This window comes from Curtobacterium poinsettiae, assembly GCF_025677645.1.
GTDB classification, from domain to species: Bacteria; Actinomycetota; Actinomycetes; order Actinomycetales; family Microbacteriaceae; genus Curtobacterium; species Curtobacterium poinsettiae_A.
In genome coordinates this window covers 2,580,277-2,605,977 of record NZ_CP106879.1, presented here as the reverse complement: position 1 = coordinate 2,605,977, position 25,701 = coordinate 2,580,277, and the positions used below count along the sequence as shown (strand labels likewise).

At 71.0% G+C, this 25,701-nt stretch carries 24 protein-coding genes; 20 read left to right on the top strand and 4 right to left on the bottom strand.

Annotated features, from left to right (window positions below):
* Positions 1-13: 13 nt before the first annotated feature.
* On the top strand, positions 14-469 hold the full coding sequence (locus tag OE229_RS12490; RefSeq protein WP_209134317.1) for a hypothetical protein: 456 nt from the start codon (positions 14-16) through the stop codon (positions 467-469).
* A gap of 8 nt (positions 470-477) precedes the next feature.
* Entirely contained in the window at positions 478-1,440 is a 963-nt protein-coding gene (locus OE229_RS12485; protein ID WP_259577987.1) for a bifunctional riboflavin kinase/FAD synthetase, read from the top strand.
* A 98-nt stretch (positions 1,441-1,538) separates the two neighbouring features.
* Here the strand turns inward: OE229_RS12485 and OE229_RS12480 are convergent, their stop codons facing one another.
* Positions 1,539-2,771 carry a DUF349 domain-containing protein gene (locus tag OE229_RS12480; RefSeq protein WP_262138265.1) on the bottom strand — a complete coding sequence of 411 codons (1,233 nt, stop codon included), beginning with the start codon at positions 2,769-2,771 and terminating at the stop codon, positions 1,539-1,541.
* Positions 2,772-2,884: 113 nt separating this feature from the next.
* Entirely contained in the window at positions 2,885-3,697 is an 813-nt protein-coding gene (locus OE229_RS12475; RefSeq protein WP_182067173.1) for a peptidylprolyl isomerase, read from the bottom strand.
* Between the two features lie 129 nt (positions 3,698-3,826).
* Here OE229_RS12475 and OE229_RS12470 point away from each other — a divergent pair, with 129 nt between their 5' ends.
* The 9 genes from OE229_RS12470 to aroB all read left to right on the top strand — a co-directional run bounded on the left by OE229_RS12470 (position 3,827) and on the right by aroB (position 14,187).
* A complete protein-coding gene (locus OE229_RS12470; protein WP_110891562.1) occupies positions 3,827-5,179 on the top strand; it encodes a replication-associated recombination protein A in 1,353 nt (450 codons plus the stop codon).
* 234 nt (positions 5,180-5,413) lie between these two features.
* The gene (rpsD, locus tag OE229_RS12465; protein ID WP_017887166.1) at positions 5,414-6,043 is read left to right on the top strand and encodes a 30S ribosomal protein S4; all 630 of its coding nucleotides are present in this window, start codon (positions 5,414-5,416) and stop codon (positions 6,041-6,043) included.
* A 123-nt stretch (positions 6,044-6,166) separates the two neighbouring features.
* Positions 6,167-6,349 (top strand): hypothetical protein, encoded by a 183-nt coding sequence (locus OE229_RS12460; RefSeq protein WP_262138263.1) that lies wholly within the window; start codon positions 6,167-6,169, stop codon positions 6,347-6,349.
* Between the two features lie 59 nt (positions 6,350-6,408).
* Entirely contained in the window at positions 6,409-9,066 is a 2,658-nt protein-coding gene (gene alaS / locus OE229_RS12455; protein ID WP_262138261.1) for an alanine--tRNA ligase, read from the top strand.
* Positions 9,067-9,074: 8 nt separating this feature from the next.
* Positions 9,075-9,518, top strand: coding sequence for a Holliday junction resolvase RuvX (gene ruvX / locus OE229_RS12450; RefSeq protein ID WP_171907752.1), 444 nt, complete (start codon positions 9,075-9,077; stop codon positions 9,516-9,518).
* A gap of 93 nt (positions 9,519-9,611) precedes the next feature.
* Positions 9,612-11,174, top strand: coding sequence for an endolytic transglycosylase MltG (gene mltG / locus OE229_RS12445; protein ID WP_262138259.1), 1,563 nt, complete (start codon positions 9,612-9,614; stop codon positions 11,172-11,174).
* Between the two features lie 42 nt (positions 11,175-11,216).
* The gene (gene aroC / locus OE229_RS12440; protein ID WP_262138257.1) at positions 11,217-12,437 is read left to right on the top strand and encodes a chorismate synthase; all 1,221 of its coding nucleotides are present in this window, start codon (positions 11,217-11,219) and stop codon (positions 12,435-12,437) included.
* Entirely contained in the window at positions 12,434-13,093 is a 660-nt protein-coding gene (locus OE229_RS12435; RefSeq protein WP_262138255.1) for a shikimate kinase, read from the top strand. Before aroC ends, OE229_RS12435 begins: the two co-directional genes overlap by 4 nt.
* On the top strand, positions 13,090-14,187 hold the full coding sequence (gene aroB, locus OE229_RS12430) for a 3-dehydroquinate synthase (protein ID WP_259577977.1): 1,098 nt from the start codon (positions 13,090-13,092) through the stop codon (positions 14,185-14,187). The genes OE229_RS12435 and aroB overlap by 4 nt, the downstream gene beginning before the upstream one ends.
* Positions 14,188-14,196: 9 nt before the next feature.
* Here the strand turns inward: aroB and OE229_RS12425 are convergent, their stop codons facing one another.
* Entirely contained in the window at positions 14,197-14,391 is a 195-nt protein-coding gene (locus OE229_RS12425) for a hypothetical protein (protein ID WP_182067100.1), read from the bottom strand.
* Positions 14,391-14,681, bottom strand: coding sequence for a hypothetical protein (locus OE229_RS12420; RefSeq protein ID WP_259577974.1), 291 nt, complete (start codon positions 14,679-14,681; stop codon positions 14,391-14,393). The genes OE229_RS12425 and OE229_RS12420 overlap by 1 nt, the downstream gene beginning before the upstream one ends.
* Before the next feature lie 154 nt (positions 14,682-14,835).
* Here OE229_RS12420 and OE229_RS12415 point away from each other — a divergent pair, with 154 nt between their 5' ends.
* The 9 genes from OE229_RS12415 (at position 14,836) to carB (ending at position 25,690) form a co-directional block, all read left to right on the top strand.
* Positions 14,836-16,527 (top strand): ABC1 kinase family protein, encoded by a 1,692-nt coding sequence (locus OE229_RS12415; protein ID WP_262138253.1) that lies wholly within the window; start codon positions 14,836-14,838, stop codon positions 16,525-16,527.
* Between the two features lie 148 nt (positions 16,528-16,675).
* Positions 16,676-17,239, top strand: a complete 564-nt coding sequence (efp, locus tag OE229_RS12410) for an elongation factor P (RefSeq protein WP_027465745.1) — start codon at positions 16,676-16,678, stop codon at positions 17,237-17,239.
* 11 nt (positions 17,240-17,250) lie between these two features.
* On the top strand, positions 17,251-17,703 hold the full coding sequence (gene nusB, locus OE229_RS12405) for a transcription antitermination factor NusB (RefSeq protein ID WP_182067095.1): 453 nt from the start codon (positions 17,251-17,253) through the stop codon (positions 17,701-17,703).
* 24 nt (positions 17,704-17,727) lie between these two features.
* The gene (gene pyrR, locus OE229_RS12400) at positions 17,728-18,327 is read left to right on the top strand and encodes a bifunctional pyr operon transcriptional regulator/uracil phosphoribosyltransferase PyrR (RefSeq protein ID WP_017887177.1); all 600 of its coding nucleotides are present in this window, start codon (positions 17,728-17,730) and stop codon (positions 18,325-18,327) included.
* The gene (locus tag OE229_RS12395; protein ID WP_110864574.1) at positions 18,327-19,301 is read left to right on the top strand and encodes an aspartate carbamoyltransferase catalytic subunit; all 975 of its coding nucleotides are present in this window, start codon (positions 18,327-18,329) and stop codon (positions 19,299-19,301) included. Before pyrR ends, OE229_RS12395 begins: the two co-directional genes overlap by 1 nt.
* Entirely contained in the window at positions 19,298-20,656 is a 1,359-nt protein-coding gene (locus tag OE229_RS12390; RefSeq protein WP_262138249.1) for a dihydroorotase, read from the top strand. The genes OE229_RS12395 and OE229_RS12390 overlap by 4 nt, the downstream gene beginning before the upstream one ends.
* On the top strand, positions 20,653-21,216 hold the full coding sequence (locus tag OE229_RS12385) for a PH-like domain-containing protein (RefSeq protein ID WP_051596738.1): 564 nt from the start codon (positions 20,653-20,655) through the stop codon (positions 21,214-21,216). The genes OE229_RS12390 and OE229_RS12385 overlap by 4 nt, the downstream gene beginning before the upstream one ends.
* The gene (gene carA / locus OE229_RS12380; protein WP_262138248.1) at positions 21,213-22,412 is read left to right on the top strand and encodes a glutamine-hydrolyzing carbamoyl-phosphate synthase small subunit; all 1,200 of its coding nucleotides are present in this window, start codon (positions 21,213-21,215) and stop codon (positions 22,410-22,412) included. Before OE229_RS12385 ends, carA begins: the two co-directional genes overlap by 4 nt.
* Positions 22,412-25,690 (top strand): carbamoyl-phosphate synthase large subunit, encoded by a 3,279-nt coding sequence (carB, locus tag OE229_RS12375; RefSeq protein WP_262138246.1) that lies wholly within the window; start codon positions 22,412-22,414, stop codon positions 25,688-25,690. Before carA ends, carB begins: the two co-directional genes overlap by 1 nt.
* Positions 25,691-25,701: the final 11 nt, after the last annotated feature.

Sequence of the window (25,701 nt, the reverse complement as noted above, 5' to 3'; positions counted from 1 at the left end):
TAGAATCGGTGCAATGGCGACCAGATCCTCACTCGCGACCGGCATCGGCCGCGTCCTCATCGCCGTGTACGGCATCCTCGCGCTGGCGGCGACCGGTCGCAGCGTCGTGCAGATCATCGAGAAGTTCTCGTTCGCGCCGTTCGCCTACACGCTCAGTGCCGTCGCTGCCGTCGTCTACATCGTCGCCATGATCGCCCTCATCGTGCCCGGCCGGTTCTGGTACCGGGTTGCCTGCGTCACGATCGTGTTCGAGATGACCGGCGTGCTCGTCATCGGCACGCTGTCGCTGTTCGACCGCCAGCTGTTCCCGGACGACACCATCTGGTCGTACTACGGGTTGGGCTACGCCTTCGCGCCGCTCGTGCTGCCGATCGCCGGGCTCTGGTGGCTCCGCAAGCACCACCGCACCGCGGGCACCGAGCCGTCGGCGCCGGCTGCGTCCTCCACCACCGCCCCGGCGAGCGAGTAGGAGCCACCGTGCAGTTCTACGAGGACACCGCCGACGTGGCGGACGGGTTCGGGCCGAGCGCCGTCACCATCGGCAAGTTCGACGGCGTGCACGTCGGGCACCGAGCCGTCATCGCGCACCTCGAGCGCGCCGCCCGCGAGCACGACCTCGTGGCGACCGTCGTCACGTTCGACCGCCACCCGCTCAACGTCATCGACCCGCCGCACGTCCCGCCGGCCCTGACGAGCACCGCGCAGCGCCGCGAACTGCTCGAGGACGCCGGGGTCGACGCGACCCTGCTGCTCCGCTTCGACGAGGAACTGCAGTCGAAGTCGCCCGAGGCGTTCGTGTCCGAGATCCTCGTCGACACGCTGCACGCCCGGCTCGTCTTCGTCGGCAGCGACTTCCGCTTCGGTGCGAAGGGCGCCGGTGACGTCGCGCTGCTGCGTGCCCTCGGGGAGCAGCACGGCTTCACCGTCGAGCTCATCGATGACGTGGACCTCATCGACGACGTCCGACCCGACGGTGAGCGACGGGTGTCCTCCACCTGGATCCGTGAGCTCCTGGGCGAGGGCCGCGTGGCCGAGGCCGCTCGACTCCTCGGGCGGGAACACGCCGTGCGGAGCGTCGTGGTGCACGGCAACCAACGCGGCCGGGCGATGGGCTACCCCACCGCGAACCTCGATCCGGCGTGCGAGGGCTTCGTCCCCGCCGACGGCGTCTACGCTGCCCGGGTGCTGCACGACGGCACGGTCTACCCGGCAGCGGTGTCGGTCGGCAACAATCCGACGTTCGAGGGCGTCCCGGCGAAGCAGATCGAGGCGCACCTGCTCGACGTCGACATCGACCTGTACGGCGATCGGATCTCGGTGCTCTTCGTGTCGTACGTGCGCGGCATGGTGAAGTTCTCGTCGATGGACGAGCTCGCCGCACAGATGCGGCAGGACGACCTCGACATCCGGCTGCTGCTCGGACTGCCCGCGCCGGTCTGACCTGCCGAGCTCGCCGACTCGGTTCCCCTGCTGGTTCCCCCGTACGACGACGCCCCCGTGACCGATCGGGCACGGGGGCGTCGTTCGTGGTGCGAGGCTCAGCCGCCCAGGGCGTCGAGCCAGATCTTGCGGGCGTCGAGGGCTTCCTGCGCGTCCTTGATCTTCCGGGCGTCGCCGGTGGCCTGCGCCGCGGCGAGTTCGGACTGGAGCTTGCCGATCGCGTCTTCGAGCTGGCTCGCGAGGCCGTTCTGACGGGCCTTGCGCTCCGGGTTCGATTCCTTCCAGTGCGCGTCCTCGAGCCCACGGACGTGGTCCTCGACGGCACGCAGCCGGTCCTCGACCCGACGGACGTCCCCGCGGGGGACCTTGCCGATCTCGTCCCATCGGCGCTGGATGCCGGTGAGGGCCTTGCGCGCGGCGACCCGGTCGGTCGCCTGCAGGAGCGGCTCAGCCTCGGTCAGCAGGGCCTGCTTCGCCTCGAGGTTGGCGGAGAACTCTTCGTTCTCGGCTGCGCTCTCGGCGTGGCGCTGCTCGAACAGCACGTCTCCGGCGGCCTTGAAGCGCGCCCAGAGTGCGTCGTCGTGACGCTTGCCGGCACGCCCGGCGTTCTTCCAGTCGTCGAGCAGCTGGCGGTAGTCCGGGATCGCATCGGAACCGCGGGGCGCGAGGGCCTCGGCCTGCGCCACGAGCTCCTGCTTGCGGGTCCGGGCGTCACGGTGCTGTGCGTCCAGCTCGGAGTAGAAGGCACGACGGTGCTGGTCGACGGTGGACCGCGCCGCGCGGAACCGCTTCCACAGGTCGTTCGCCTCGTTCTTGGGGATCCGCGGTCCGTCGTGCTGGTGCTGCTGCCAGCGCGCGAACACGTCGTCGAGCTGCGCCGTGATCTGCTTCCACTGCGCGCGTGCGGGGTCCACCGCGGCGAGTGCCTCGGCTTCCTCCACCAGGGCGGTGCGGTGCGCCAGAGCGTCCTGCAGGGCCTGCTGCGCCTGCTCCGCCTGCTCCTTGGTGAGCGAGCCGAGCTGCTCGGCGAGTGCGCCCACGCGGGTCTCGAGTGACTTGATGTCACCCACCACCCGCGCGTCGGCGACCAGCGCGGTCAGGTGCTCGACCGTCCGGGCGACGTCGTTCGCCGACGCGCCGCGCTGGACGCGCTGCTCGGCGATCTTCACCTGCCCCTCGAGGTCGGCGTACTTCCGTGCGAAGTAGGCGAGGGCTTCTTCAGGGGTTGCGTCCGGGTACTCACCGACAGCACGTTCGGTCTCTTCGTACCGGACGTACACGGTCCCGTTCTCGTCGACCCGCCCCCAGGTCGTTGCTTCGTCAGATCCCACAGGTCTCGCCTCGATCGTGGTCGTGCATCGCCGACGTCACCGTCGGCACGGTCAGGTCGTCAGCCTATTGCACGGACGGGCTCCGCCGCCCGACCGGTGCGACGGGTTGTGGACTACTCCTGCTCCGCGATGGTCGCGTCGGTGATCTTCGTCGCCACCTCCGGCTCACCGGTGCCGTCGCTGCCGGGGGACGCGATGCCCTTCGAGGCGACCTTCGACTCGAGCTCGGACAGACCGCTCGTGACCTTGCCGACAACCGTGTAGCCCCCCGTGGAGCCGTCGAGTGTGGTGTCCCCGTAGACGATGAAGAACTGCGTCGACTGCGAGTACGGGGAGTCCGACCGCGCGATCGCGATCGTGCCCTTCTCGTAGACGCCGTCCTCCGGCACGTTCTCCAGCGGGCCGTACTCGAAGCCGGCGTCGCCGGTGCCGTCGCCGTTCGCGGAGCCGCACTGCAGGAACTTCAGCCCGTCGCTGTCGGCGAGCCGGTGGCACGTGGTGCCGTTGTAGAACTGCTCACGGATCAGCGAGATCTCGACGCTCGTGGCCTGCGGCGCCTTCGCACCGTCCAGCTCGATGCCGAGGTCGATGCTCTTGTTGAGCGTGAGGGTGCCGGTCCAGGTCGTGCCCTTCGCGATCGACTTGCTCGGCACGTCGCCGGTGTTGCCTGCCGTGGCGCTGGCCGACGGCGTGGCCGACGACGACGTGGAAGCGGTCGGGGACGGGGCGTCCGAGCCCCGCGACCCGGCGAAGGCGAGCTGCGATCCGGTGGCGAGGGCCGCGACGAGGACGAGGGCACCGGCGCCGATCAGGTTGTCCCGCACGCGGCGGCGTCGCTGCCGCTCGTGGAGGCCCTGGCGGGCCTGGTAGAGGCGGAGGCGCTCGCGCGCCTCGCGGTTGTCACGCGCTGGGTTCTTCGGTGCCACGGTGCTGGTCTGCCCTCTCGTCGCAGTGTGCAACGAGCGTAGCCGAACGGTCACCACCACCTGGCGGGAGGCGCGGCCTGCGTCGGTGGACCGGCCTACGATTGCAGGATGGCAGCGGATCGTTCGGGAATGCACGCGCCCACCACGGGTGGCCGCGCCGGTCTCGCGCAGGGTTCCGTCCCGCTCGCCGTCCGGATGCGCCCCACCAGCCTCGACGAGGTCGCCGGTCAGCAGCACCTGCTCGGCCGGGGTTCGCCCCTGGTGCAGCTCGCCACCGGCACGCGTGAGAACCCCGGCGGGGTCTCCGTGATCCTGTGGGGCCCACCCGGCACCGGCAAGACCACGCTGGCACAGGCCATCGCCCGGCAGTCCGGTCGTGAGTTCGTCGAGCTCTCCGCCGTGACCGCCGGCGTGAAGGACGTGCGCGAGGTCATGGAGAAGGCCCTGACCCACCGTGACCTGTACGGGTCGACCACGGTGCTGTTCCTCGACGAGATCCACCGGTTCAGCAAGGCCCAGCAGGACGCGCTGCTGCCCGGGGTCGAGAACGGGTGGGTGATCCTGATCGCGGCCACCACCGAGAACCCGTCGTTCTCGGTCATCTCGCCGCTGCTGTCCCGTTCGCTGCTCCTGACGCTCAAACCGCTCACCGACCCCGACCTCGGCATGCTCGTCGACCGCGCGGTGGAGGACCCCCGCGGGCTCGGCGGTGCCGTCGTCCTCGGAGACGAAGCGCGCAGCGCGATCATCCGGCTCGCGTCCGGCGACGCCCGACGTGCGCTCACCGCGCTCGAGGCCGCGGCGGCGTCGGCCACCGCCGCGCAGGACGAGGACGACGAGACCGTGCCCGTCGTCGACGCCGACACCGTCGCGGCCGCGGTCGACCGGGCCCTGCTGCGCTACGACCGCCAGGGTGACGAGCACTACGACGTCATCAGTGCGTTCATCAAGTCCGTGCGGGGGAGCGACGTCGACGCCGCCCTGCACTACCTCGCCCGGATGATCGAGGCGGGCGAGGACTCCCGGTTCATCGCGCGGCGCATCATCATCTCCGCGTCCGAGGACATCGGCATGGCCGACCCGCAGGCGCTGCCCATCGCGGTCGCCGCGGCCCAGGCCGTGCAGCTCATCGGGATGCCCGAGGGACGGATCCCGCTGGCCGAGGCCGTCGTGTACCTGGCGACGGCGCCGAAGTCGAACGCCGCCTACAACGGCGTGAACCAGGCGATGGCCGACGTCAAGGCGGGGCGCATGGGCACGGTCCCGATGCACCTGCGCGACGCGCACTACGCCGGGGCGAAGCGCCTCGGGCACGGCAAGGGGTACGTCTACTCGCACGACGCCGAGCACGGGGTCGCCGAGCAGCAGTACCTGCCCGACGCCCTCGAGGGCACCGAGTACTACACGCCGACGGCGAACGGCTACGAGCGCGAGGTCGGACCCCGGCTCGAACGACTCCGGAAGATCACACGCGGACACTAGTGGCGGTGCTTCTGCGCTCGCCCCGATGCTGCTAGCATTGGCGGGCCTACGTCCTGGTCTTCGAGCACGGCTGCGTCGATGACAGAGTGCCACTCCGGTGGTACGGGGGCAGAGGTTCGGACTGTAGCCGTCCGATCCCACAGGCTCATCCCTCTGGATCCCGTCGTCGGGGCCACCGGCACTCGCGTGCCCGGCCTCCGGTGAGTATTCAGTTCGAACAGAGAAAAGGACCCTGTGTCTACCAAGTCACGTACCCGCAGCAAGACCCGCCTGTCGCGCGCACTCGGCATCCCGCTGACGCCGAAGGCTGCCCGTTACCTCGAGAAGCGCCCCTACGGGCCCGGTGAGCACGGCCGTACGCGCCGTCGTGCGGACAGCGACTACGCCGTCCGTCTCCGTGAGAAGCAGCGTCTGCGCGCCCAGTACGGCATCCGCGAGAAGCAGCTCCGCATCGTCTTCGAAGAGGCCCGCAAGACGAAGGGTCTGACCGGTGAGAACCTGGTCGAGCTCCTCGAGCAGCGCCTCGACGCCCTCGTGGTCCGTGCCGGCTTCGCCCGCACCACCGCGCAGGCCCGTCAGCTGATCGTGCACCGCCACATCCTGGTCGACGGCAAGCTCGTCGACCGTCCCTCCTTCCGCGTCAAGGAGGGCCAGCTGATCCACGTCAAGGCGAAGTCCGAGTCGATGGAGCCCTTCCAGGTCGCCGCTGCCGGTGGCCACCAGGAAGTCCTCCCGAAGGTCCCGGGCTACCTCGAGGTCGAGATCGAGAAGCTCCAGGCCCGCCTCGTGCGTCGCCCGAAGCGCGCCGAGGTCCCCGTGACCTGTGAAGTGCAGCTCGTCGTCGAGTACTACGCAGCTCGCTGATCCACTGATCACACCCGAACGGCGGGTCGTCCTCTCGAGGGCGACCCGCCGTTCGGCGTTCCGGCACCGGCGACTAAGCTTGTCGGGGCATGCACCGCCCGGGTGCACAGAGGGAGAGGCACCGTGAAGCAGCTGTACTTCGTCGCCGTCGGCATCGTCATCGGGTTCGCCGTCGCACACCGGGTCGCCCAGACCTCCGGTGGTGCCCGGCTCTTCGCCGAGGTGAACGCCAAGACGAAGGCCTTCACGGGTGCCGTCGCGGACGGCTACCGGTCGCGCGAGGCCGAGCTCCGTACCGACGTCTGAGCGCTCCGACCGAGCAGCCACGACCCTCCTCCACCCACGACCTGAACCCAGGAAGCACCATGCAGACCGCAGAGATCCGCCGCCGTTGGCTCCAGTACTTCGGTGACCGCGGCCACACCGTCGTCCCGTCCGCTTCCCTCGTCTCGGACGACCCGTCGCTCCTCTTCACGGTCGCCGGCATGGTGCCGTTCATCCCGTACCTGACCGGTCTCATCCCGGCGCCGTTCCCGCGGGCGACGAGCGTGCAGAAGTGCATCCGTACGAACGACATCGAAGAGGTCGGCAAGACCCCGCGCCACGGCACGTTCTTCCAGATGAACGGCAACTTCTCGTTCGGCGACTACTTCAAGGAGCAGGCGATCCAGTTCGCCTGGGAGTTCCTGACCAAGCCCGAGACCGAGGGCGGACTCGGCTTCTCGCCCGATGACCTCTGGGTCACCGTCTACGAAGAGGACGACGAGGCGATCGGCTTCTGGAAGCAGCACTCCTCGCTGCCCGACGAACGGATCCAGCGCCTCGGCAAGGACACCAACTACTGGTCGACCGGACAGCCCGGCCCCGCGGGTCCCTGCTCGGAGATCTTCTTCGACCGTGGCCCCGAGTACGGCATCGACGGCGGCCCGGCGACAGACGACGACCGCTACGTCGAGATCTGGAACCTCGTCTTCATGCAGTACCAGATCGCCGACGTGCGGTCGAAGTACGACTTCGAGATCACCGGCGAGCTGCCGAACAAGAACATCGACACCGGCATGGGGCTCGAGCGCGTCGCCTTCATCAAGCAGGGCGTCGACAACATGTACGAGATCGACCAGGTACGCCCGGTGCTCGACCGCGCGGCCGAGATCTCCGGCCGACGCTACGGCGCCGTGCACGAGGACGACGTGCGGATGCGCGTCATCGCCGACCACGTCCGTTCCTCGCTGATGCTCATCGCCGACGGCGTGAGCCCGTCGAACGAGGGCCGCGGGTACATCCTGCGTCGTCTGCTCCGTCGCACCGTCCGCGCGATGCGCCTGCTCGGTGTCGAGGCGCCCACGTTCCCCGAGCTCTTCCCGGCGTCCCGCGACGCCATGCGCGACGCCTACCCCGAGGTGGCGTCCGACTACGACCGGATCTCCCGCATCGCCTACGCGGAAGAAGAGACCTTCCTCCGGACCCTGGCGCAGGGCACGACGATCCTCGACGTCGCCGTCGAACGTGCGAAGCAGGACGGCGCCCCGTCCATCGGCGGCGACACGGCGTTCCTGCTGCACGACACCTTCGGGTTCCCCATCGACCTGACGATGGAGATGGCCGAGGAAGCCGGGGTCCACGTCGACCGCACGGCGTTCGAGACCCTGATGTCCGAGCAGCGTGCCCGGGCGAAGGCCGACGCGAAGAGCAAGAAGACCGCGATCGCCGACCTGAGCGTCTACAGCGCGTTCCGGGCCGAGGGCGAGACCACGTTCCTCGGCTACGACACCCTCGAGGCCGAGACGCGCGTGCTCGGCATCATCGTCGGCGGTGTGAGCGTCGACCGTGCGGTCGCTGGTGACATCGCCGAGGTCATCCTCGGCGAGACCTCCCTGTACGCCGAGTCGGGCGGCCAGGACGCCGACCAGGGGGCGATCGTCGGCAACGGGTTCGACCTCGAGGTCCTCGACGTCCAGCGACCGGTCTCCGGACTGTGGAGCCACACCGTGCAGGTCCGCTCCGGCGAGGTCGGTGTCGGCGACGCCGCGAGCACCGTCGTCGACGCGGAGTACCGCCGCGGTGCGACCCAGGCGCACTCCGCGACGCACCTGGTCAACGCGGCACTCCGCGACATACTCGGACCGGAGGCGCTGCAGGCCGGGTCGTACAACAAGTCCGGCTACATGCGCCTCGACTTCTCGTGGTCGCAGCCGGTCTCGCTCGAGACGCGGTCCGAGATCGAGGAGGTCGTGAACACCGCGATCCGCACCGACCTCGAGGTCTCCACGCGCATCCTGCCCATCGACGAGGCGAAGGCCCTCGGGGCGCAGGCCCTGTTCGGCGAGAAGTACGGCGCCGAGGTCCGCATGGTCGACATCGGCGGCCCGTGGTCCCGCGAGCTCTGCGGTGGCACACACGTCGCCTCGAGCGCGCAGATCGGGCTCGTCAACCTGGTGGGGGAGTCGAGCGTCGGTTCGACGAACCGCCGCGTCGAGGCACTGGTCGGGCTCGAGGGGTTCCGCGACCTCGCGGTCGAGCGCACGATCGTGTCGCAGCTCTCCAGCGCGCTCAAGGCTCCCCGTGCCGACCTGCCGGCCCGCGTGCAGAACCTGATGGAGGACCTCCGGTCCGCCCAGAAGAAGCTCGCCGAGTACGAGTCGGCGAACCTGCAGCAGCGCGTGCCCGCCATCGCCCGCAACGCCACGACCGTCGGCGCCACCACCGTGGTCGCCGAGACGGTCGACGGCCTGCAGTCCGGCGACGACCTGCGCTCGCTCGCCACCGGCGTGCGGGGCCAGCTCGGTGACGGCGCGGCCGTCGTCGTGCTCGGGGCCGTCGTGGGCGGCAAGCCGATCGTGATCGTCGCGACCAACGACGCCGCCCGTGCTGCGGGCGTGCAGGCGGGCCCCCTCGCGAAGGAGGCCGCCGGCGTGCTCGGTGGTGGCGGCGGCGGCAAGCCGGACCTGGCGCAGGGCGGCGGGACCGACGCCGCAGCGCTCCCCGCGGCGCTGCGGTCCGTGACCGCACGGCTCGCGGGCTGACGGTGGGCATCCGGTCCGGGCGGCGGCTCGGCGTCGACGTCGGACGCGCCCGGATCGGGGTCGCCGTGTGCGACCGCGACGGCCTGCTGGCGACGCCGGTCGAGACCGTCCGTCGTGACGACTCGAAGGACCTCCGGCGCATCCTCGAGCTCGCGGACGAGTACGACGTGCTCGAGGTCGTCGTCGGACTGCCGCTGTCGATGTCTGGTGGGGACACGGCGTCGACCGAGGACGCCCGCGTCTTCGCCGCCCGGATCGCGGCGCGTCGACCGGTGCGCCTGGTCGACGAACGGTTGTCGACCGTGACCGCCCAGCGAGGGCTGCACCAGGCCGGCAAGAACACGAAGAAGTCCCGCGCCGTGATCGACCAAGCAGCCGCTGTTATCATTCTGCAACACGCGCTCGACCACGAGCGCAGTGCCGGTGCCCCTCCGGGCACCACGCTTCCCTGACAGGGCTGCCCGGTACCGCACATGGGTGCTCTCGTCGTCAGCTGCGAGGACGACGGTGCCCAGGTGGAGTTCCCGACCGAGAGACCGAGGACGTTGGCAGACGATCTGGACTGGAACGCGATCATCGCGCCCGGCAACGACGCCGAGCGGCGGAAGGCGACTTCCGACCGCACGACAGGCACCGATGACCGCGACGACGCTGGTCGGGTGACCCCACCGCCGGTGCCTCCGATGTCCCGACGCGAAGCCCGCGCCCTCGAGTCCGAGCGAGCCCGCGTCGCAGCCACCGACGAGGCGTCGGCCGTCGAACGGACCACCGCCGCGCCGGCGGTCGCCCGCGACGAACGCCCGGCGTCCCCCGCAGACGCACCGATCGCAACCCGCCCGGAAGACCTCCACCCCGAGGTCGCCGCACTGCTGACCGGCGAGCTGCCGACCGAGTCCGCGGCGACCGCCGCGGCCGGCGGCTCCGGCGCGGACGGGACGGACGACGCTGACGCGACCGGCGGCGGTGGTGCCGCGGGAGGCGGCGGACGCGGGGGACGAGGCGGCGGAGGACGCGCCTCCAGGCCGCCCCGGGAGCCACGGCCGAAGCGCCGACGCGGACCGCTCGTCGCGGGGCTCGTCATCGTCGCGGTCGTGCTCGCTGCCGGGGTCGGGGCGTACACCTTCGCCGCACCCAAGATCCAGCAGCTCGTCGCGGCGATCAGCGGCGCGCAGGAGCCCGACGACTACACCGGCGACGGCACCTCGAAGGTGACCATCACCATCAAGCAGGGCGACATCGGCGAGAACGTCGCCGCGACGCTGCAGCGCAGCGGCGTCGTCAAGGACTCGAAGGTGTTCTACAAGCTCCTGCTGGCCTCGCCGGACGTGCAGTTCCAGCCCGGCTCGTACGCCCTGAAGAAGCAGATGAGTTCGAAGTCCGCGCTCGCGGCCCTGCAGGACAAGGACAACCGGGTCCAGGCGTCGATCGTCATCCCGGAGGGCACCGCACTCGCCGACATCAAGGCCGGGATGGTCTCGAAGGCCGGCCTGACCGAGAAGCAGGTCGACGCGGCCGCGAAGGACCTGTCCGCGTACGACCTGCCGTCCGGTGTCACGACGCTCGAGGGCTGGCTCTTCCCCGCGACCTACCCGATCAACCCGGGCTGGACCGCAGAGCAGTACTTCGGGTCGATGGTCGACACCATGAAGGAGCACCTGGCCGCCGCCGGCGTCAAGGAGGCCGACCAGGAGCGCACGATCGTCTTCGCGTCGCTGGTGCAGAAGGAAGCCGGTCTCGCGGCCGACTACCCCAAGGTCGCGCGCGTGTTCCAGAACCGCCTCGACCAGGGCATGAAGCTGCAGTCCGACGCCACGGTCGCCTACGGCACGGGCAACACGCACACCGTGACGACCACGGACGCCGAGCGAGCGGACGCGTCGAACGAGTACAACACCTACGTGCACGAGGGGCTGCCGCCGGCACCGATCTCCAACCCGGGTGACATCGCGATCAAGGCGGTCACGGCTCCGGCCACCGGCAAGTGGCTGTACTTCGTGACGGTCGACCTGGAGTCGGGCAAGACGGTCTTCTCGGACACCTACGACCAGCACCTGGTGGCGGTCGAGCAGTTCCGGTCCTGGCTGCGGGCGCACCCCGACTACCAGTAGGCGACGACGTCGCACGGACGAACGCTGTGGGAGGATTGCGGCATGCTTCGTTGGTTGACTGCTGGTGAGTCCCACGGACCCGAACTGATCGCCATGCTCGAGGGCCTGCCCGCGGGCGTCCCGGTGTCGTTCGAGTCCATCCGTGCCGATCTCGCGCGCCGCAAGCTCGGCTACGGCCGTGGCTCGCGGATGAAGTTCGAGCAGGACGAGCTGCACGTGTCCGGCGGTGTCCGGCACGGCTACTCGCTCGGCAGCCCGATCGCGATCCGCATCGGCAACACCGAGTGGCCGAAGTGGGTCGAGGTCATGAACCCCGAGCCCATCGAGTCCACCGAGATGTCCCGCGGTCGGAGCGCCCCGCTCACCCGACCGCGACCGGGGCACGCCGACCTGGTCGGCATGCAGAAGTACGGCTTCGACGAAGCGCGCCCGATCCTGGAGCGTGCGAGCGCCCGCGAGACCGCCGCACGCGTGGCGCTCGGCGCCGTCGCCAAGTCGTTCCTGGCCGAACTCGGCATCCGCTCGGTGGCGCACACGCTGCAGGTCGGGACCGTCCGGGTCCCCGACGGAACGGACCTGCCGCTGCCCGACGACGTCGACCGCCTCGACGAGGACCAGCTGCGGTGCTTCGACGCCGAGACCTCCGCACGCATGGTCACCGAGGTCGAGGCCGCGAAGAAGGACGGCGACACCCTCGGCGGCGTCGTCGAGGTGCTGTTCTACGGCGTCCCGCCGGGCCTCGGCTCGCACGTCCACTGGGACCGCCGGCTCGACGCTCGCCTCGCCGCGGCGATCATGGGGATCCAGGCCATCAAGGGGGTCGAGGTCGGTGACGGCTTCGCGACCGCCGGACGCCGGGGCTCCGCCGCGCACGACGAGCTGTACCGCGAGGACGGCGAGATCTACCGCACGAGCGACCGCGCCGGCGGGACCGAGGGCGGGATATCCACGGGCACCGTGCTGCGGGTCCGCGCCGGGATGAAGCCGATCGCGACCATCCCGCACGCCCTGCACACGGTGGACGTCGTCTCCGGCGAGGACGCCTCGGCGCACCACCAGCGCTCGGACGTCTGCGCCGTACCGGCTGCGGGTGTCGTGGCCGAGGCGATGGTGGCCCTGGTGCTCGCCGACGCGGTGCTCGAGAAGTTCGGCGGCGACAACGTCAACGAGACGAAGCGCAACCTCGACGCCTACCTCGCGGCGATCCCGGAGACCCTGCGCACGCGCCGGACCGAGCCGTCGGCGACGTCGACCGACCTGTGAGCACCGACGTCCGACGCGCCGACGCGCCCGTGGTCGTCATCGGCCCGATGGGCGCCGGCAAGTCGAGCGTCGGCAAGCGGGTGGCGAAGGCCCTCGGCGTCCCGTTCACGGACACCGACCGGGTCATCGTGCGCGAGCACGGGCCGATCCCCGGGATCTTCGCCGACCGCGGTGAGCCGGCGTTCCGTGCGCTCGAGGCCCAGGCGGTCCGAGCAGCGCTGGCCACCGGCGGCGTGATCGCCGTGGGCGGGGGAGCCGTCACCCACGCGGACACCCGGCAGGCCCTGGGCGGGGCGCGCATCGTCCTGCTCACCGTCTCGCCCGAAGCCGTCGCCGACCGGATCGCCGGGTCCGACCGGCCACTGTTGGCGAACGGCGGGATCGACGCCTGGCAGACGATCATGGACGAGCGGGCGGCGACCTACGCGGAACTCGCGCACGTCGTGGTCGACACGTCGCGCCGGCCGATGTCCCGCGTGGTCGACGAGGTCGTCACGTGGCTGCGCAGCGATGCCGGCACCAGCGAGCGCGGCGGCACCACCGAGCGCGGCGGCACCACCGAGCGCGGCGGCACCGCCGCGCCCGGCAGCACCACCGCGCCCGGCAGCACCACCGCGCCCGGCAGCACGACCACCAGCACCGAAGGAGCACCGTGACCGAGTCGACCCTGCCCGCCGGGACCACCGAGATCCGGGTCGGCGGTGACGACGGCTACACGGTGGCCGTCGGCACGGGCCTGCTCGGTGCCCTGCCCGCGATCCTGGGCCCGCGTGTCGCCAAGGTCCTCATCGTGCACTCGCCGACGCTCGGTGCCCGGGCGAACGAGCTCCGTGCGCTGCTGGTCGAGGCCGGGCTCGAGGCCCTGATCGCCGAGGTCCCCGACGCCGAGGGCGCCAAGCGCGTCGAGGTCGCGGCGTTCTGCTGGCAGATCATGGGGCAGGCCGACTTCACCCGCACCGACGCGGTCATCGGCCTCGGTGGCGGTGCCGTCACCGACCTGGCCGGCTTCGTCGCCGCGACCTGGCTGCGCGGTGTGCCGTACGTGGCCGTCCCGACGAGCGTGCTCGGCATGGTGGACGCCAGCGTCGGCGGGAAGACGGGCATCAACACGAACGAGGGCAAGAACCTGGTCGGCGCCTTCTTCGCCCCCCGCGCCGTCGTCGTGGACCTCGACCTCGCCCGGACGCTGCCCCGCAACGAGATCCTGACCGGGTTCGCGGAGATCGTGAAGGCCGGGTTCATCGCCGTGCCCGAGATCCTGGACATCGTCGAGGCGGACGTCGACCGGGTCACCGACCCGACGACGCCGGAGTTCCGCCGGGTCGTCGAGCTCGCCATCGCGCTCAAGGCCGAGGTCGTCTCGGACGACTTCACGGAGCAGGGCCGACGCGAGATCCTGAACTACGGGCACACCCTCGGGCACGCGATCGAGCACGCCGAGCGGTACCAGTGGCGCCACGGGGCGGCGGTGTCGGTCGGCATGGTGTTCGCCGCCGAACTCGCCCGACTCACCGGGCACCTGGACGACGCCACGGTCGACCGGCACCGGGCAATCCTCGAGTCGCTCGACCTGCCGACCTCGTACGGTGTCGGACGGTGGCAGGGGCTGCTCGCCACGATGCGTCGCGACAAGAAGGCGCGTGCCGGCATGCTGCGGTTCATCATCCTGGACGGCGTCGGCAAGCCCGTCGTGCTCGAGGGCCCTGAGGACCACCTGCTCTTCACCGCCTACCAGGAGGTCGGCGTCTGACCCGACGGGTCAGCGCAGGACCCGCCTGGTCCGGCGCCACCACCACTTCACGCGCATCGACAGGGTGACGACGCCCGTCCGTTCGGACTCGAGCCATTCGTCGACCGTCGCGCCCTCCGACCACGCGTCGACTGCGGCGTCGTCTTCGGGTGTGCCGTCGATCTTGCAGGCCGGCCGGTCCGGCAGCGGTGCGAACAGGTGCATCAGGGATCCTCCATCCTGGGGTCGGAGCGGACGTGTCGACGCAGGGCGCGACGTGCGAGGTCCTGGTCGGACTTCGACGCCCACCGTACGGTCATGAGCCGTTCGAGGACAGCTCTTGAAATGTTGTGTTCCGCCTGGGAGCGATCGGCCCGCGGCGCCCAGGTGAGTCGCCTCCGGGCCTGGTCGCGGTCCGCGGCGCGGCGGTTCTGGAACGCCCCGAACCAGCTGACCACGGCCGCCACGATCGCCGCCCCTGCGGCGATGCACGCCGCGACCAGTGCTGTCTCCATGCCGGCAGCGTGGCGCAGGGAACGCGCCCGGTGGCCGGGCGCCGGCCGACCTGTGGAGGCCGCACCGCGCCTCCAGGCTGTGGAGGAACAGGAGGACGACGCGACGCAGCCGGCCGGGAGCGGGGCCACAGCACCGGGGAGCAGACTGGCGGGCGTGCCCACCCCACCCCGACTGAGCGACCTCTCCGGCCCGCGCGACGCCGACACCGGCACCCTGCGCTCCCGTGGTCGGCGCTTCACCGAACTCCTCTCGATCGCCCGCCGCCACCACCTGGTGCCGTTCCGTCGTCTCGACTTCTCGCACGACCCGGCCACCGCGGTGCTGCGTCGCGACCAGGCCGAGCACCTGCGCCGGGCGCTCGAGGAAGCCGGTGGCGGGTTCGTGAAGATGGGCCAGCTGCTCTCCACCCGAGACGACCTGTTGCCCGAGGAGTGGACCGAGGGACTCGCACACCTGCAGCGGAACGTCACGGCGGCACCGGCGGACGAGGTCCGTGCGCTCCTCGAGCGGGAGCTCGGCGCCCCGGTCGACCAGGTCTTCGCGACCTTCGACCCGGTGCCCGTCGCAGCGGCGTCCATCGCGCAGGTGCACCGCGCCCGGCTGCCCGACGGCACCGCGGTCGCCGTCAAGGTGCAGCGGCCGGGGATCGACGCCGCGGTGCGCCGCGACGTGGACATCGCACTGCGGGTCGTCCGGTTCATGGCCCGGTGGTCGACCGAGGCGCGACAGGTCGGCGTGCAGGACATCGCGGGCCAGTACGCGGACGACCTGATCAGGCAGGTCGACTTCGTCTCCGAGCTCCGCAACCTCACGGCGCTGCGAGCGGCCCAGGCCCGCAGCGCGCGACCGGACGAGGTCCGGTTCCCGGATCCCTACCCGGACCTGTCGGGCCGGCGCGTGCTCGTGATGGAGTTCCTGGAGGGCGACACGCTCAGCGCGATCCGCGCCGAGCGTTCCGAGCGTGACCTCGACGCGCCGATGCGCGCGATCCTCCGCGCGTTCCTGCGCCAGGTCGTCTTCGACGGCCTGTACCACGCGGACCTGCACCCGGGGAACGTCCTGGTGCTGCCCGACGGGCGGCCCGCGTTGATCGACTTCGGATCGGTCGGGAGGCTCGACCCGGGTCTCCGGGACACGGTCCAGGACCTGTTGGCCGCCTACCTGCAGGACGACACGTCGCGGATCGCCGATGCGGTCCTGCGGATGGCACCCGTGCGCGATGCGCACGACGAGCCCGACTTCCGTCGGGACATCGCCCGCTTCGTCGCGGACGAGCTCGGCCCTGGTGCGCGCATCGGTGTCGACACCGTGGACGACGCGGTCGAGGTCTTCGGGCGGTACCGGCTGAAGCCGCCGCCGGACTTCGTCGCCGCGGCCCGCGCCCTGGCCATCTTCGAGGGCACGCTCCGGACGCTCGCGCCGTCGTTCGACCTGCTCGAGGAGTCCCGCGGACTGGCCCGGGAGCAGATCACCGACCAGCTCCGGCCGGGCAAGCTCCGGGACCTCGCGGCGAAGGAACTGCTCGGCGTCGTGTCCGCTGCCCGTCGGCTGCCCCGACGGGTGGACCGCATCGGCGAGGCGATCGAGACCGGCCGGTTCACCGTGAACATCCGGCTCTTCGCGGACAGCCGCGACCGGCAGCTCGTGTCCGGCATGATCCGGCGCATCCTGCTCGTGCTGCTCGGTGCGGGGGCGGGGATCCTGGCGATCGTCTACCTGTCGTTGCCGGCGCGACCGACGGCGGCCCTGTCCACCGGGGTGGCGGGCGGGTTGCTCGGGGGAGCGGCGGTGGTGCTGCTCGCCTGGGCAGCGATCGACGCCTGGCTCGCTCGACGGCGGCGCTGACCGCGAGCCGGACGCTCGCCCGGGACCGATGCGTCCGGCACGCACGAGCACCGCTCCGGCCGCCGGGCGGGCGTCCGCTACACTCGTCCGGGGCCGTCCGCGGCCCGAGGACACTTCACAACACGACCGAACGGGACACCGACGACTCATGGCCAGTACCACAGACATCAAGAACGGCGCCGTTCTCATCATCGACGGCCAGCTGTGGTCGGTCGTCGAGTTCCAGCACGTCAAGCCGGGCAAGGGCGGCGCGTTCGTCCGCACGAAGCTCAAGAACGTCGTCTCCGGCAAGGTCGTCGACCGCACGTTCAACGCCGGCGCGAAGATCGACACCGCGACCGTCGACCGTCGTGACTACCAGTTCCTCTACGAGGACGGCGACTCCTACGTGTTCATGGACACCGACACGTACGACCAGATCCCGGTCTCCGCGACCGTGGTCGGCGACGCCAAGAACTACCTGCTCGAGTCCGCGATGGTCACCATCGCGATGAACGAGGGCAACCCGCTGTACGTCGAGCTCCCGACGTCGATCGTCACCGAGGTCGAGACCGAGCCCGGCCTGCAGGGCGACCGTTCCTCCGGCGGCACCAAGGACGCGACCATCATCGCGACCGGCCACCGCATCCAGGTCCCGCTGTACCTGGAGAGCGGAACCCTGGTGAAGATCGACACGCGCGACGGCAGCTTCCTCGGCCGCGTCAACTCCTAGGTGCTGACCGTATGAGTGCTCGTTCGAAAGCCCGCAAGCGCGCCCTCGACATGCTGTACGTGGCCGAGGTGCGCGACCTGCCGATCGCGGACGTGCTCGCCACCGAGACGGTCCGGCACCTGGACCAGCCGGAGCGTGCCTCGAGCTGGGACTACGCGCGCCAGATCGTCACCGGTGTCGACGAAGCTCGTCACGAGATCGACTCCGTCATCGTCGACCACGCCCAGGGCTGGTCGATCGCCCGGATGCCGGTCCTCGACCGCTGCATCCTGCGGATGGCTGTCTGGGAGCTCCGGTTCAACCCGGAGGTCCCCGACGCCGTCGCCATCGCCGAGGCGGTCGAGCTCGCGCAGTCGCTGTCCACCGAGGACTCCGCGGGCTTCGTCAACGGCGTGCTCGGGGCCGTCGCTGGTGGTCGCGCACCGTCCGGTCGGACGGTCGCAGGAGACCAGGAGTCCCGGTAGGGTTGACCACGTCAGCATCCTTTAATGCCGTCCAGTGAGGCGGGGAAGGGGGTCGACGTGGGAACCAGAACGGTCCTGCAACAGCCCGACATCACGCGTGCCCTGACACGCATCGCGCACGAGATCCTCGAAGCCAACCACGGGGGCTCGGACCTCGTGCTCCTCGGCATCCCGACCCGCGGCGCCGTCCTGGCGGAACGCCTCGGCCGGATCCTGGCCGGCATCGAGCCGGAGTGGTCCTCCGCAGCCGGCGGCATCGGGACGGAGCGTGTCGGCACGCTCGACGTGACCATGCACCGCGACGACCTCGGCCACGGCATCGGCCGCGCGCCGCACCGGACGGTGATCCCCGCCGGCGGCATCGACGGCAAGGTCGTCGTGCTCGTCGACGACGTGCTGTACTCCGGTCGCACGGTCCGCGCCGCGCTCGACGCGCTGCAGGGCATCGGCCGGCCGCGTGCCGTCCGGCTCGCCGTGCTCGTCGACCGCGGCCACCGCGAGCTGCCGATCCGCGCGGACCACGTGGGCAAGAACCTGCCGACCGCGTCCGACGAGCGGGTCACCCTGCACCTGGCCGAGACCGACGGCGACGACACCGTGTTCATCGAGCAGGGGGTGGCGTGATGCGGCACCTGCTCTCCACCGCCGACCTGTCCCGCGACCAGGCCGTGCACATCCTCGACGTCGCGGAGGAGATGGCTGAGGTCAACACGCGCGAGGTCCGGAAGCTCCCGGCCCTGCGCGGCAAGACCGTGGTGAACCTGTTCTTCGAGGACTCCACGCGCACGCGCATCTCGTTCGAGGCCGCAGCGAAGCGCCTGTCCGCCGACGTCCTGAACTTCGCCGCGAAGGGCTCGAGCGTCTCGAAGGGCGAATCCCTGAAGGACACCGTGCAGACCCTGGGCGCGATGGGCATCGACGGCATCGTCATGCGCCACGGTGCATCGGGCGCCCCGCGGGTGCTCGCCGATGCCGACTGGATCGACGTGCCGGTGGTCAACGCCGGTGACGGCACCCACGAACACCCGACGCAGGCACTGCTCGACGCCTTCACCATGCGTCGCCGCCTGCACGGTGCCGGTTCGCGCGGCCAGGGCCTCGACGGCGTGCGCGTCCTGATCATCGGCGACGTGCTGCACAGCCGGGTCGCCCGGTCGAACGCGTGGCTGCTCCGCACCCTCGGGGCGAGCGTGACCTTCGCCGCGCCGCCGACGCTGCTGCCCGCCACCCCGACCCCGTTCGGCGCCGCGGTGCACCACGACCTCGACACCGCCCTGGCCGAGGACCCGGACGTCGTCATGACGCTCCGCATCCAGCAGGAACGCATGAACGACGCCTTCTTCCCGAACCCGCGCGAGTACACGCGGCACTGGGGCCTGACGGCGGCCCGCTTCGGGCGACTGTCCGAGCGCACGCTGATCATGCACCCCGGTCCGATGAACCGCGGGCTCGAGATCGCCGGCGTCGCCGCCGACGACCCCCGTTCGACCGTCGTCGAGCAGGTCGAGAACGGCGTCTCGGTCCGGATGGCCGTCCTCTACCTCGCCCTGACGGGCAGTGCCGGCACCGGCACCGACGCGAAGGAGTCCGCCGCATGACCGCTCACCTGATCCGTGGCGCGCAGCTGGTCGACGGCTCGCGCGCCGACATCCGAACGGAGGGTGGGCGCATCACCGCGGTCGGGTCCGGTCTCGACACGGCCGGCGCCACGACCGTGGACGCGGACGGCCTCATCGCCCTGCCCGGCCTCGTGGACCTCCACACGCACCTGCGTGAGCCCGGTCACGAGGAGTCCGAGACCGTCCTCACCGGCTCGCGTGCCGCGGCTGCCGGCGGGTTCACCGCCGTGAACGCCATGGCGAACTCGAGTCCCGTCGCCGACACCGCCGGGGTCGTCGAGCAGGTCCAAGCGCTCGGTGACGACGCCGGCTACGTCACGGTCCGCCCGATCGGTGCCGTGTCGCAGGGGCTGCAGGGCACCCACCTGTCCGAGATCGGTGCGATGGCAACGTCGCGGGCGAAGGTCCGGGTGTTCTCGGACGACGGCTCGTGCGTCGCCGACCCGCTGCTCATGCGCCGCGCACTCGAGTACATCAAGGGCTTCGGCGGGGTGCTCGCGCAGCACGCCCAGGAGCCCCGGTTGACCATCGGCGCGCAGATGAACGAGGGCCGGCTGTCCTCGGAGCTCGGCCTCGCCGGCTGGCCCGCCGTCGCGGAAGAGGCGATCATCGCCCGCGACGTCCTGCTCGCCGACCACGTCGGGGCACGCCTGCACGTCTGCCACGTCTCGACGGCCGGCAGCGTCGAGGTGATCCGGTGGGCGAAGTCCCGTGGCATCGACGTCACGGCCGAGGTCACCCCGCACCACCTCGTGCTCACCGAGGACCTCATCGCCGGCAACGACGGTGCGCCCGGCTACGACGCCCGCTACAAGGTGAACCCGCCGCTCCGCGCCCGCGAGGACGTCGAGGCACTCCGTGCGGCCCTGGCCGACGGCACCATCGACATCGTCGCGACCGACCACGCACCGCACACCGCCGAGGCGAAGTGCTGCGAGTGGCCCGCCGCCGCGAACGGCATGGTCGGCCTCGAATCCGCGCTGAGCGTCGTGCAGGCGGCCGTGGTCGACGACGGCCGGCTCGACTGGGCCGACGTCGCCCGGGTGCTGTCCGAGGCGCCGGCGCGGATCGGTCAGGTCGAGGGGCACGGGCAGCGCATCGCCGAGGGAGCACCCGCCGAGATCACGCTCTACGACCCGTCGGCCAGCCGTGCGTTCGCGGTCACCGACCTCGCCGGGCAGTCGCAGAACTCGCCGTACCTCGGCATGACCCTGCCGGGCCGGGTCGTCGCGACCTTCCACCAGGGGTACGCGACGGTGCTCGACGGCCGGGTCGTCGACGCGGACACGATCGCGGCGCACGCCGCGGCGCTCCGGACGGGGGCGCGCGCATGAGCGGCGACGCCCAGCGGTGGCTCCTCGGCGCGGTGATCCTGCTCGCGGTCGCCGCCCTGTTCGTGGCGATGGCGCGCACCTGGCGGACGCGGACCAGGAAGCAGGCGGAAGCCGTGCCTCCGGTCCGGGTGCCGGCCGACCTCGCACCGGCGGTCGGGTCGTGGGACGGGTTCACCGTCGCGACGACCCGCGCTGACCAGCCGTTGGAACGCATCACCGCAGGCGGCCTCGGGTTCCGCGGCCGTGGCGGGGTGACGGTCCACGCGACCGGCGTGGTGATGCGCCTCGCCGGTACCGACGACCGCTGGATCGCGCGTGACGCGGTCCGCGGCGCCGACCGCTCCACGTGGGCGATCGACCGAGTGGTCGAACCCGGGGGACTGGTCCGTCTGCGATGGACGGCGACCGGCGCCGCAGGTGCGACGGACCTGGACACCTACTTCCGGTTCCCGGAGGGCGACGCAGCCGCGCTGCACGCCCTGCAGGGACTGACCGAGACCGGGCCGCAGGCAACTGCGGCCGATGCTCCGCGAACCGCGGGCGAAGGGAAGAAAGCATGACACGCGAACGGGCCGTCCTGGTCCTCGAAGACGGCACCCGGTACGACGGCTGGGCCTACGGCGCCCGTGGGCGCACGCTCGGCGAGGTGGTCTTCGCGACCGGCATGACCGGCTACCAGGAGACGCTGACCGACCCCTCCTACGCCGGACAGATCGTGGTGCAGACCGCGCCGCACATCGGGAACACCGGGGTGAACGACGAGGACCCCGAGTCCCGTCGGATCTGGGTCGCCGGGTACGTGGTGCGCGACCCCAGCCGCGTGGTGTCGAACCACCGCGCGAACGCCACGCTCGACGACCACCTGGTGCGCGACGGCATCGTCGGCATCTCCGGCATCGACACCCGCGCACTCACCCGTCGCATCCGTGACGCCGGCGCCATGAAGGGCGGCGTCTTCAGCGGTGCGGACGCGGCGCTGCCGGCGCCCGAGCAGGAGCAGCTCGTGCGTGACCAGGCCGGCATGGCCGGGGCGAGCTTCTCGTCGGTCGTGTCCACCCCGGAGACCTACGTCGTCCCGGCCGTCGGCGAGCAGATCGGCACCCTGGCCGTGCTCGACCTCGGCGTGAAGGCCTCGACCACCCGGTACCTCGCCGCCCGCGGCTTCGAGGTGCACGTGGTGCCGCAGGACATCTCCGCGCCGGAGCTGGAAGCCCTCGCACCGGACGCGCTCTTCTACTCGAACGGCCCCGGCGACCCCGCCGCGTCGGACGCGCAGGTGGAACTGCTGCAGGACAGCCTGCGCACCGGCCGGCCGTTCTTCGGCATCTGCTTCGGCAACCAGTTGCTCGGCCGCGCCCTCGGCTTCGGCACCTACAAGCTGCCCTTCGGTCACCGCGGGATCAACCAGCCGGTGCTCGACACGACCACGGGCAAGGTCGAGATCACGAGCCAGAACCACGGCTTCGCGGTCGACGCGCCCCTCGGCGAGGTGCTCGAGTCGCCGGCCGGGTTCGGTCGGGTCGAGGTCTCGCACTACTCGCTGAACGACAACGTGGTCGAGGGCCTCCGCGCGCTCGACGTGCCGGCGTTCAGCGTGCAGTACCACCCCGAGGCCGCCGCCGGACCGCACGACAGCATGTACCTCTTCGACCGGTTCGCGGACATGGTGCGTGAGCGTCGCGACGGGGAGCCGCTCGACGCGGCCACCGCCGATGCCACGACCCCCGCAGCAGACATCACCAAGGAAGCGAACTGATGCCCAAGCGCGCAGACATCAACTCCGTCCTCGTCATCGGGTCCGGCCCGATCGTCATCGGTCAGGCCGCCGAGTTCGACTACTCCGGCACCCAGGCGTGCCGCGTCCTCCGGGCCGAGGGCGTCCGGGTCATCCTGGTCAACCCGAACCCGGCGACGATCATGACCGACCCCGACTTCGCCGACGCGACCTACATCGAGCCGATCACGAACGCGTCGCTCGAGGAGATCATCCGCATCGAGAAGCCGGACGCCGTCCTGCCGACCCTCGGCGGTCAGACGGCCCTGAACGCGGCCATCGCGCTCGACGAGGCCGGCATCCTGGCCAAGTACGGCGTCGAGCTCATCGGTGCCAAGGTCGAGGCGATCCAGCGCGGCGAGGACCGCCAGCTCTTCAAGGAGCTCGTGCTCGAGTCCGGTGCCGACGTCGCCCGCAGCCACATCGCGCACACCCTGGAGGAGGCGAAGGAGTTCGCGAAGGACCTCGGGTACCCGCTGGTCGTCCGCCCGTCCTTCACCATGGGCGGCCTCGGCTCGGGCTTCGCCTACGACGAGGCCGAACTCGTCCGCTTCGTCGGCGACGGGCTGCAGTCCAGCCCGACGACCGAGGTCCTGCTCGAGGAGTCCATCCTCGGCTGGAAGGAGTACGAGCTCGAGCTGATGCGCGACAACTACGACAACACCGTCGTCATCTGCTCCATCGAGAACGTCGACCCGGTCGGCGTCCACACCGGTGACTCGATCACGGTCGCGCCCGCGCTGACCCTGACCGACCGCGAGTACCAGAACATGCGGAACGTCGGCATCGACATCATCCGTCGCGTCGGCGTCGACACCGGTGGCTGCAACATCCAGTTCGCCGTCGACCCGTCCAACGGCCGCGTCATCGTCATCGAGATGAACCCCCGCGTGTCCCGCTCGTCGGCCCTCGCCTCGAAGGCCACGGGCTTCCCGATCGCCAAGATCGCCGCGAAGCTCGCCATCGGCTACCGGCTCGACGAGATCGAGAACGACATCACGAAGGTCACCCCGGCGAGCTTCGAGCCGACGCTCGACTACGTGGTCGTGAAGACCCCGCGGTTCGCGTTCGAGAAGTTCCCGGCCGCCGACGCCACGCTCACCACGACGATGAAGAGCGTCGGCGAGGCGATGGCCATCGGCCGGAACTACGCCACGGCACTGCAGAAGTCGCTGCGCTCGCTGGAGAAGCGCGGATCGAGCTTCCACTGGGACACCCCGGCGGCCGAGCTCGACAAGGACGCCCTGCTGGCGAAGTCGTCGATCCCGACCGACGGCCGCATCGTCACGGTCCAGCAGGCCCTCGTCGCGGGTGCCACCGCGGACGAGGTCTTCGAGGCCACCAAGATCGACCCCTGGTTCATCGACCAGATCGTGCTCATCAACGAGGTCGCGGACGAGGTCCGGGCCGCCGGGACGCTCGACGCCGACACGATGCGCTGGGCGAAGGAGCACGGCTTCAGCGACTCCCAGATCGCGAGCCTGCGCGGCTCCACCGAGGCCGAGGTCCGGGCGACCCGCCACGAGCAGGGCATCCGGCCCGTCTTCAAGACGGTCGACACCTGCGCGGGTGAGTTCCCCGCCCTGACGCCGTACCACTACTCGTCGTACGACACCGAGACCGAGATCACGCCGAGCGACCGCAAGAAGGTCGTCATCCTCGGTTCCGGCCCGAACCGCATCGGACAGGGCGTCGAGTTCGACTACTCCTGCGTGCACGCGTCGTTCGCGCTGAGCGCGGCCGGGTTCGAGACGATCATGATCAACTGCAACCCCGAGACCGTGTCGACCGACTACGACACCTCGGACCGCCTGTACTTCGAACCGCTGACCGCCGAGGACGTCCTCGAGGTCATCGAGGCCGAGGCCGCGTCCGGCGAGCTCGTCGGCGTCGTCGTGCAGCTCGGCGGCCAGACCGCCCTGGGCCTGGCGAAGCCGCTCGAGGCTGCGGGCATCCCGATCCTCGGCACCAGCCCGACCGCGATCGACTCGGCCGAGGAGCGCGGGCAGTTCTCCGCCATCCTCGACGCCGCCGGTCTGCTCGCACCACGGAACGGCACGGCCCACGACCTGACGAGCGCGACCACGGTGGCCGAGGAGATCGGGTACCCCGTCCTCGTCCGCCCGTCGTTCGTGCTCGGCGGCCGCGGCATGGAGATCCTCTACGACTCCCCGTCGCTCGCGGACTACTTCGACCGGATGGCCGACCAGGCCATCATCGGCCCGGAGCTCCCGCTCCTGGTCGACCGGTTCCTCGACGACGCCGTGGAGATCGACGTCGACGCGCTCTTCGACGGCGAGCGGCTCTACATCGGCGGCATCATGGAGCACCTCGAGGAGGCCGGCATCCACTCCGGCGACTCGGCCTGCACCCTGCCCCCGGTCGGCCTCGGCCGCGCGGAGATCCAGGGCGTCGTCGACGCGACCGAGAAGATCGCCCGCGGCATCGGCGTGCAGGGCCTGCTCAACGTCCAGTTCGCCATCGGCGCCGGCGTGCTCTACGTCCTCGAGGCGAACCCGCGCGCCAGCCGCACGGTGCCCTTCGTCTCGAAGGCGCTCGGCATCCCGCTGGCCAAGGCCGCGTCCCGCATCATGACCGGCACCACGGTCGCCGAGCTCGTCGCCGAGGGCATGCTGCCCGAGCGTGACGGGGCGTTCGTGCCCGCGCAGTCCCCGGTCGCCGTCAAGGAAGCCGTGCTGCCCTTCCGTCGCTTCCGCACCCGCGAGGGCCAGGTCGTCGACTCGGTGCTCAGCCCCGAGATGCGTTCCACCGGCGAGGTCATGGGCATCGACCGCGACTTCCCGCGGGCGTTCCTCAAGTCGCAGGACGCCGCGTACGGCGGCCTGCCGACCAGCGGCACGGTCTTCGTGAGCGTCGCCGACACCGACAAGCGCGCGATCGTGCTGCCGGTGCACCGTCTGCAGCAGCTCGGCTTCACGATCATCGCGACCGAGGGCACGGCGGAGATCCTCCGCCGCAACGGCATCGAGGTCGGGATCGTCGGCAAGTACAGCCAGGGCGGCGAGAGCGTCGTCGACCTGCTCGCGACGGGCGAGGTCGACATCGTCATCAACACGCCGTCGGGTGCCGCCGGTCGTGCCGACGGGTACGAGATCCGCGCGGCCACGGTGGCGGCGGACAAGCCGCTGTTCACGACGATCGCACAGATCGGTGCGGCCGTCGCGGCGATCGAGACGATCGGCTCGCCGCTCAACGTCCGCAGCCTGCAGGACTACGCGCTCGAGCGCGCGACCTGGTGACGGCTGCCAGC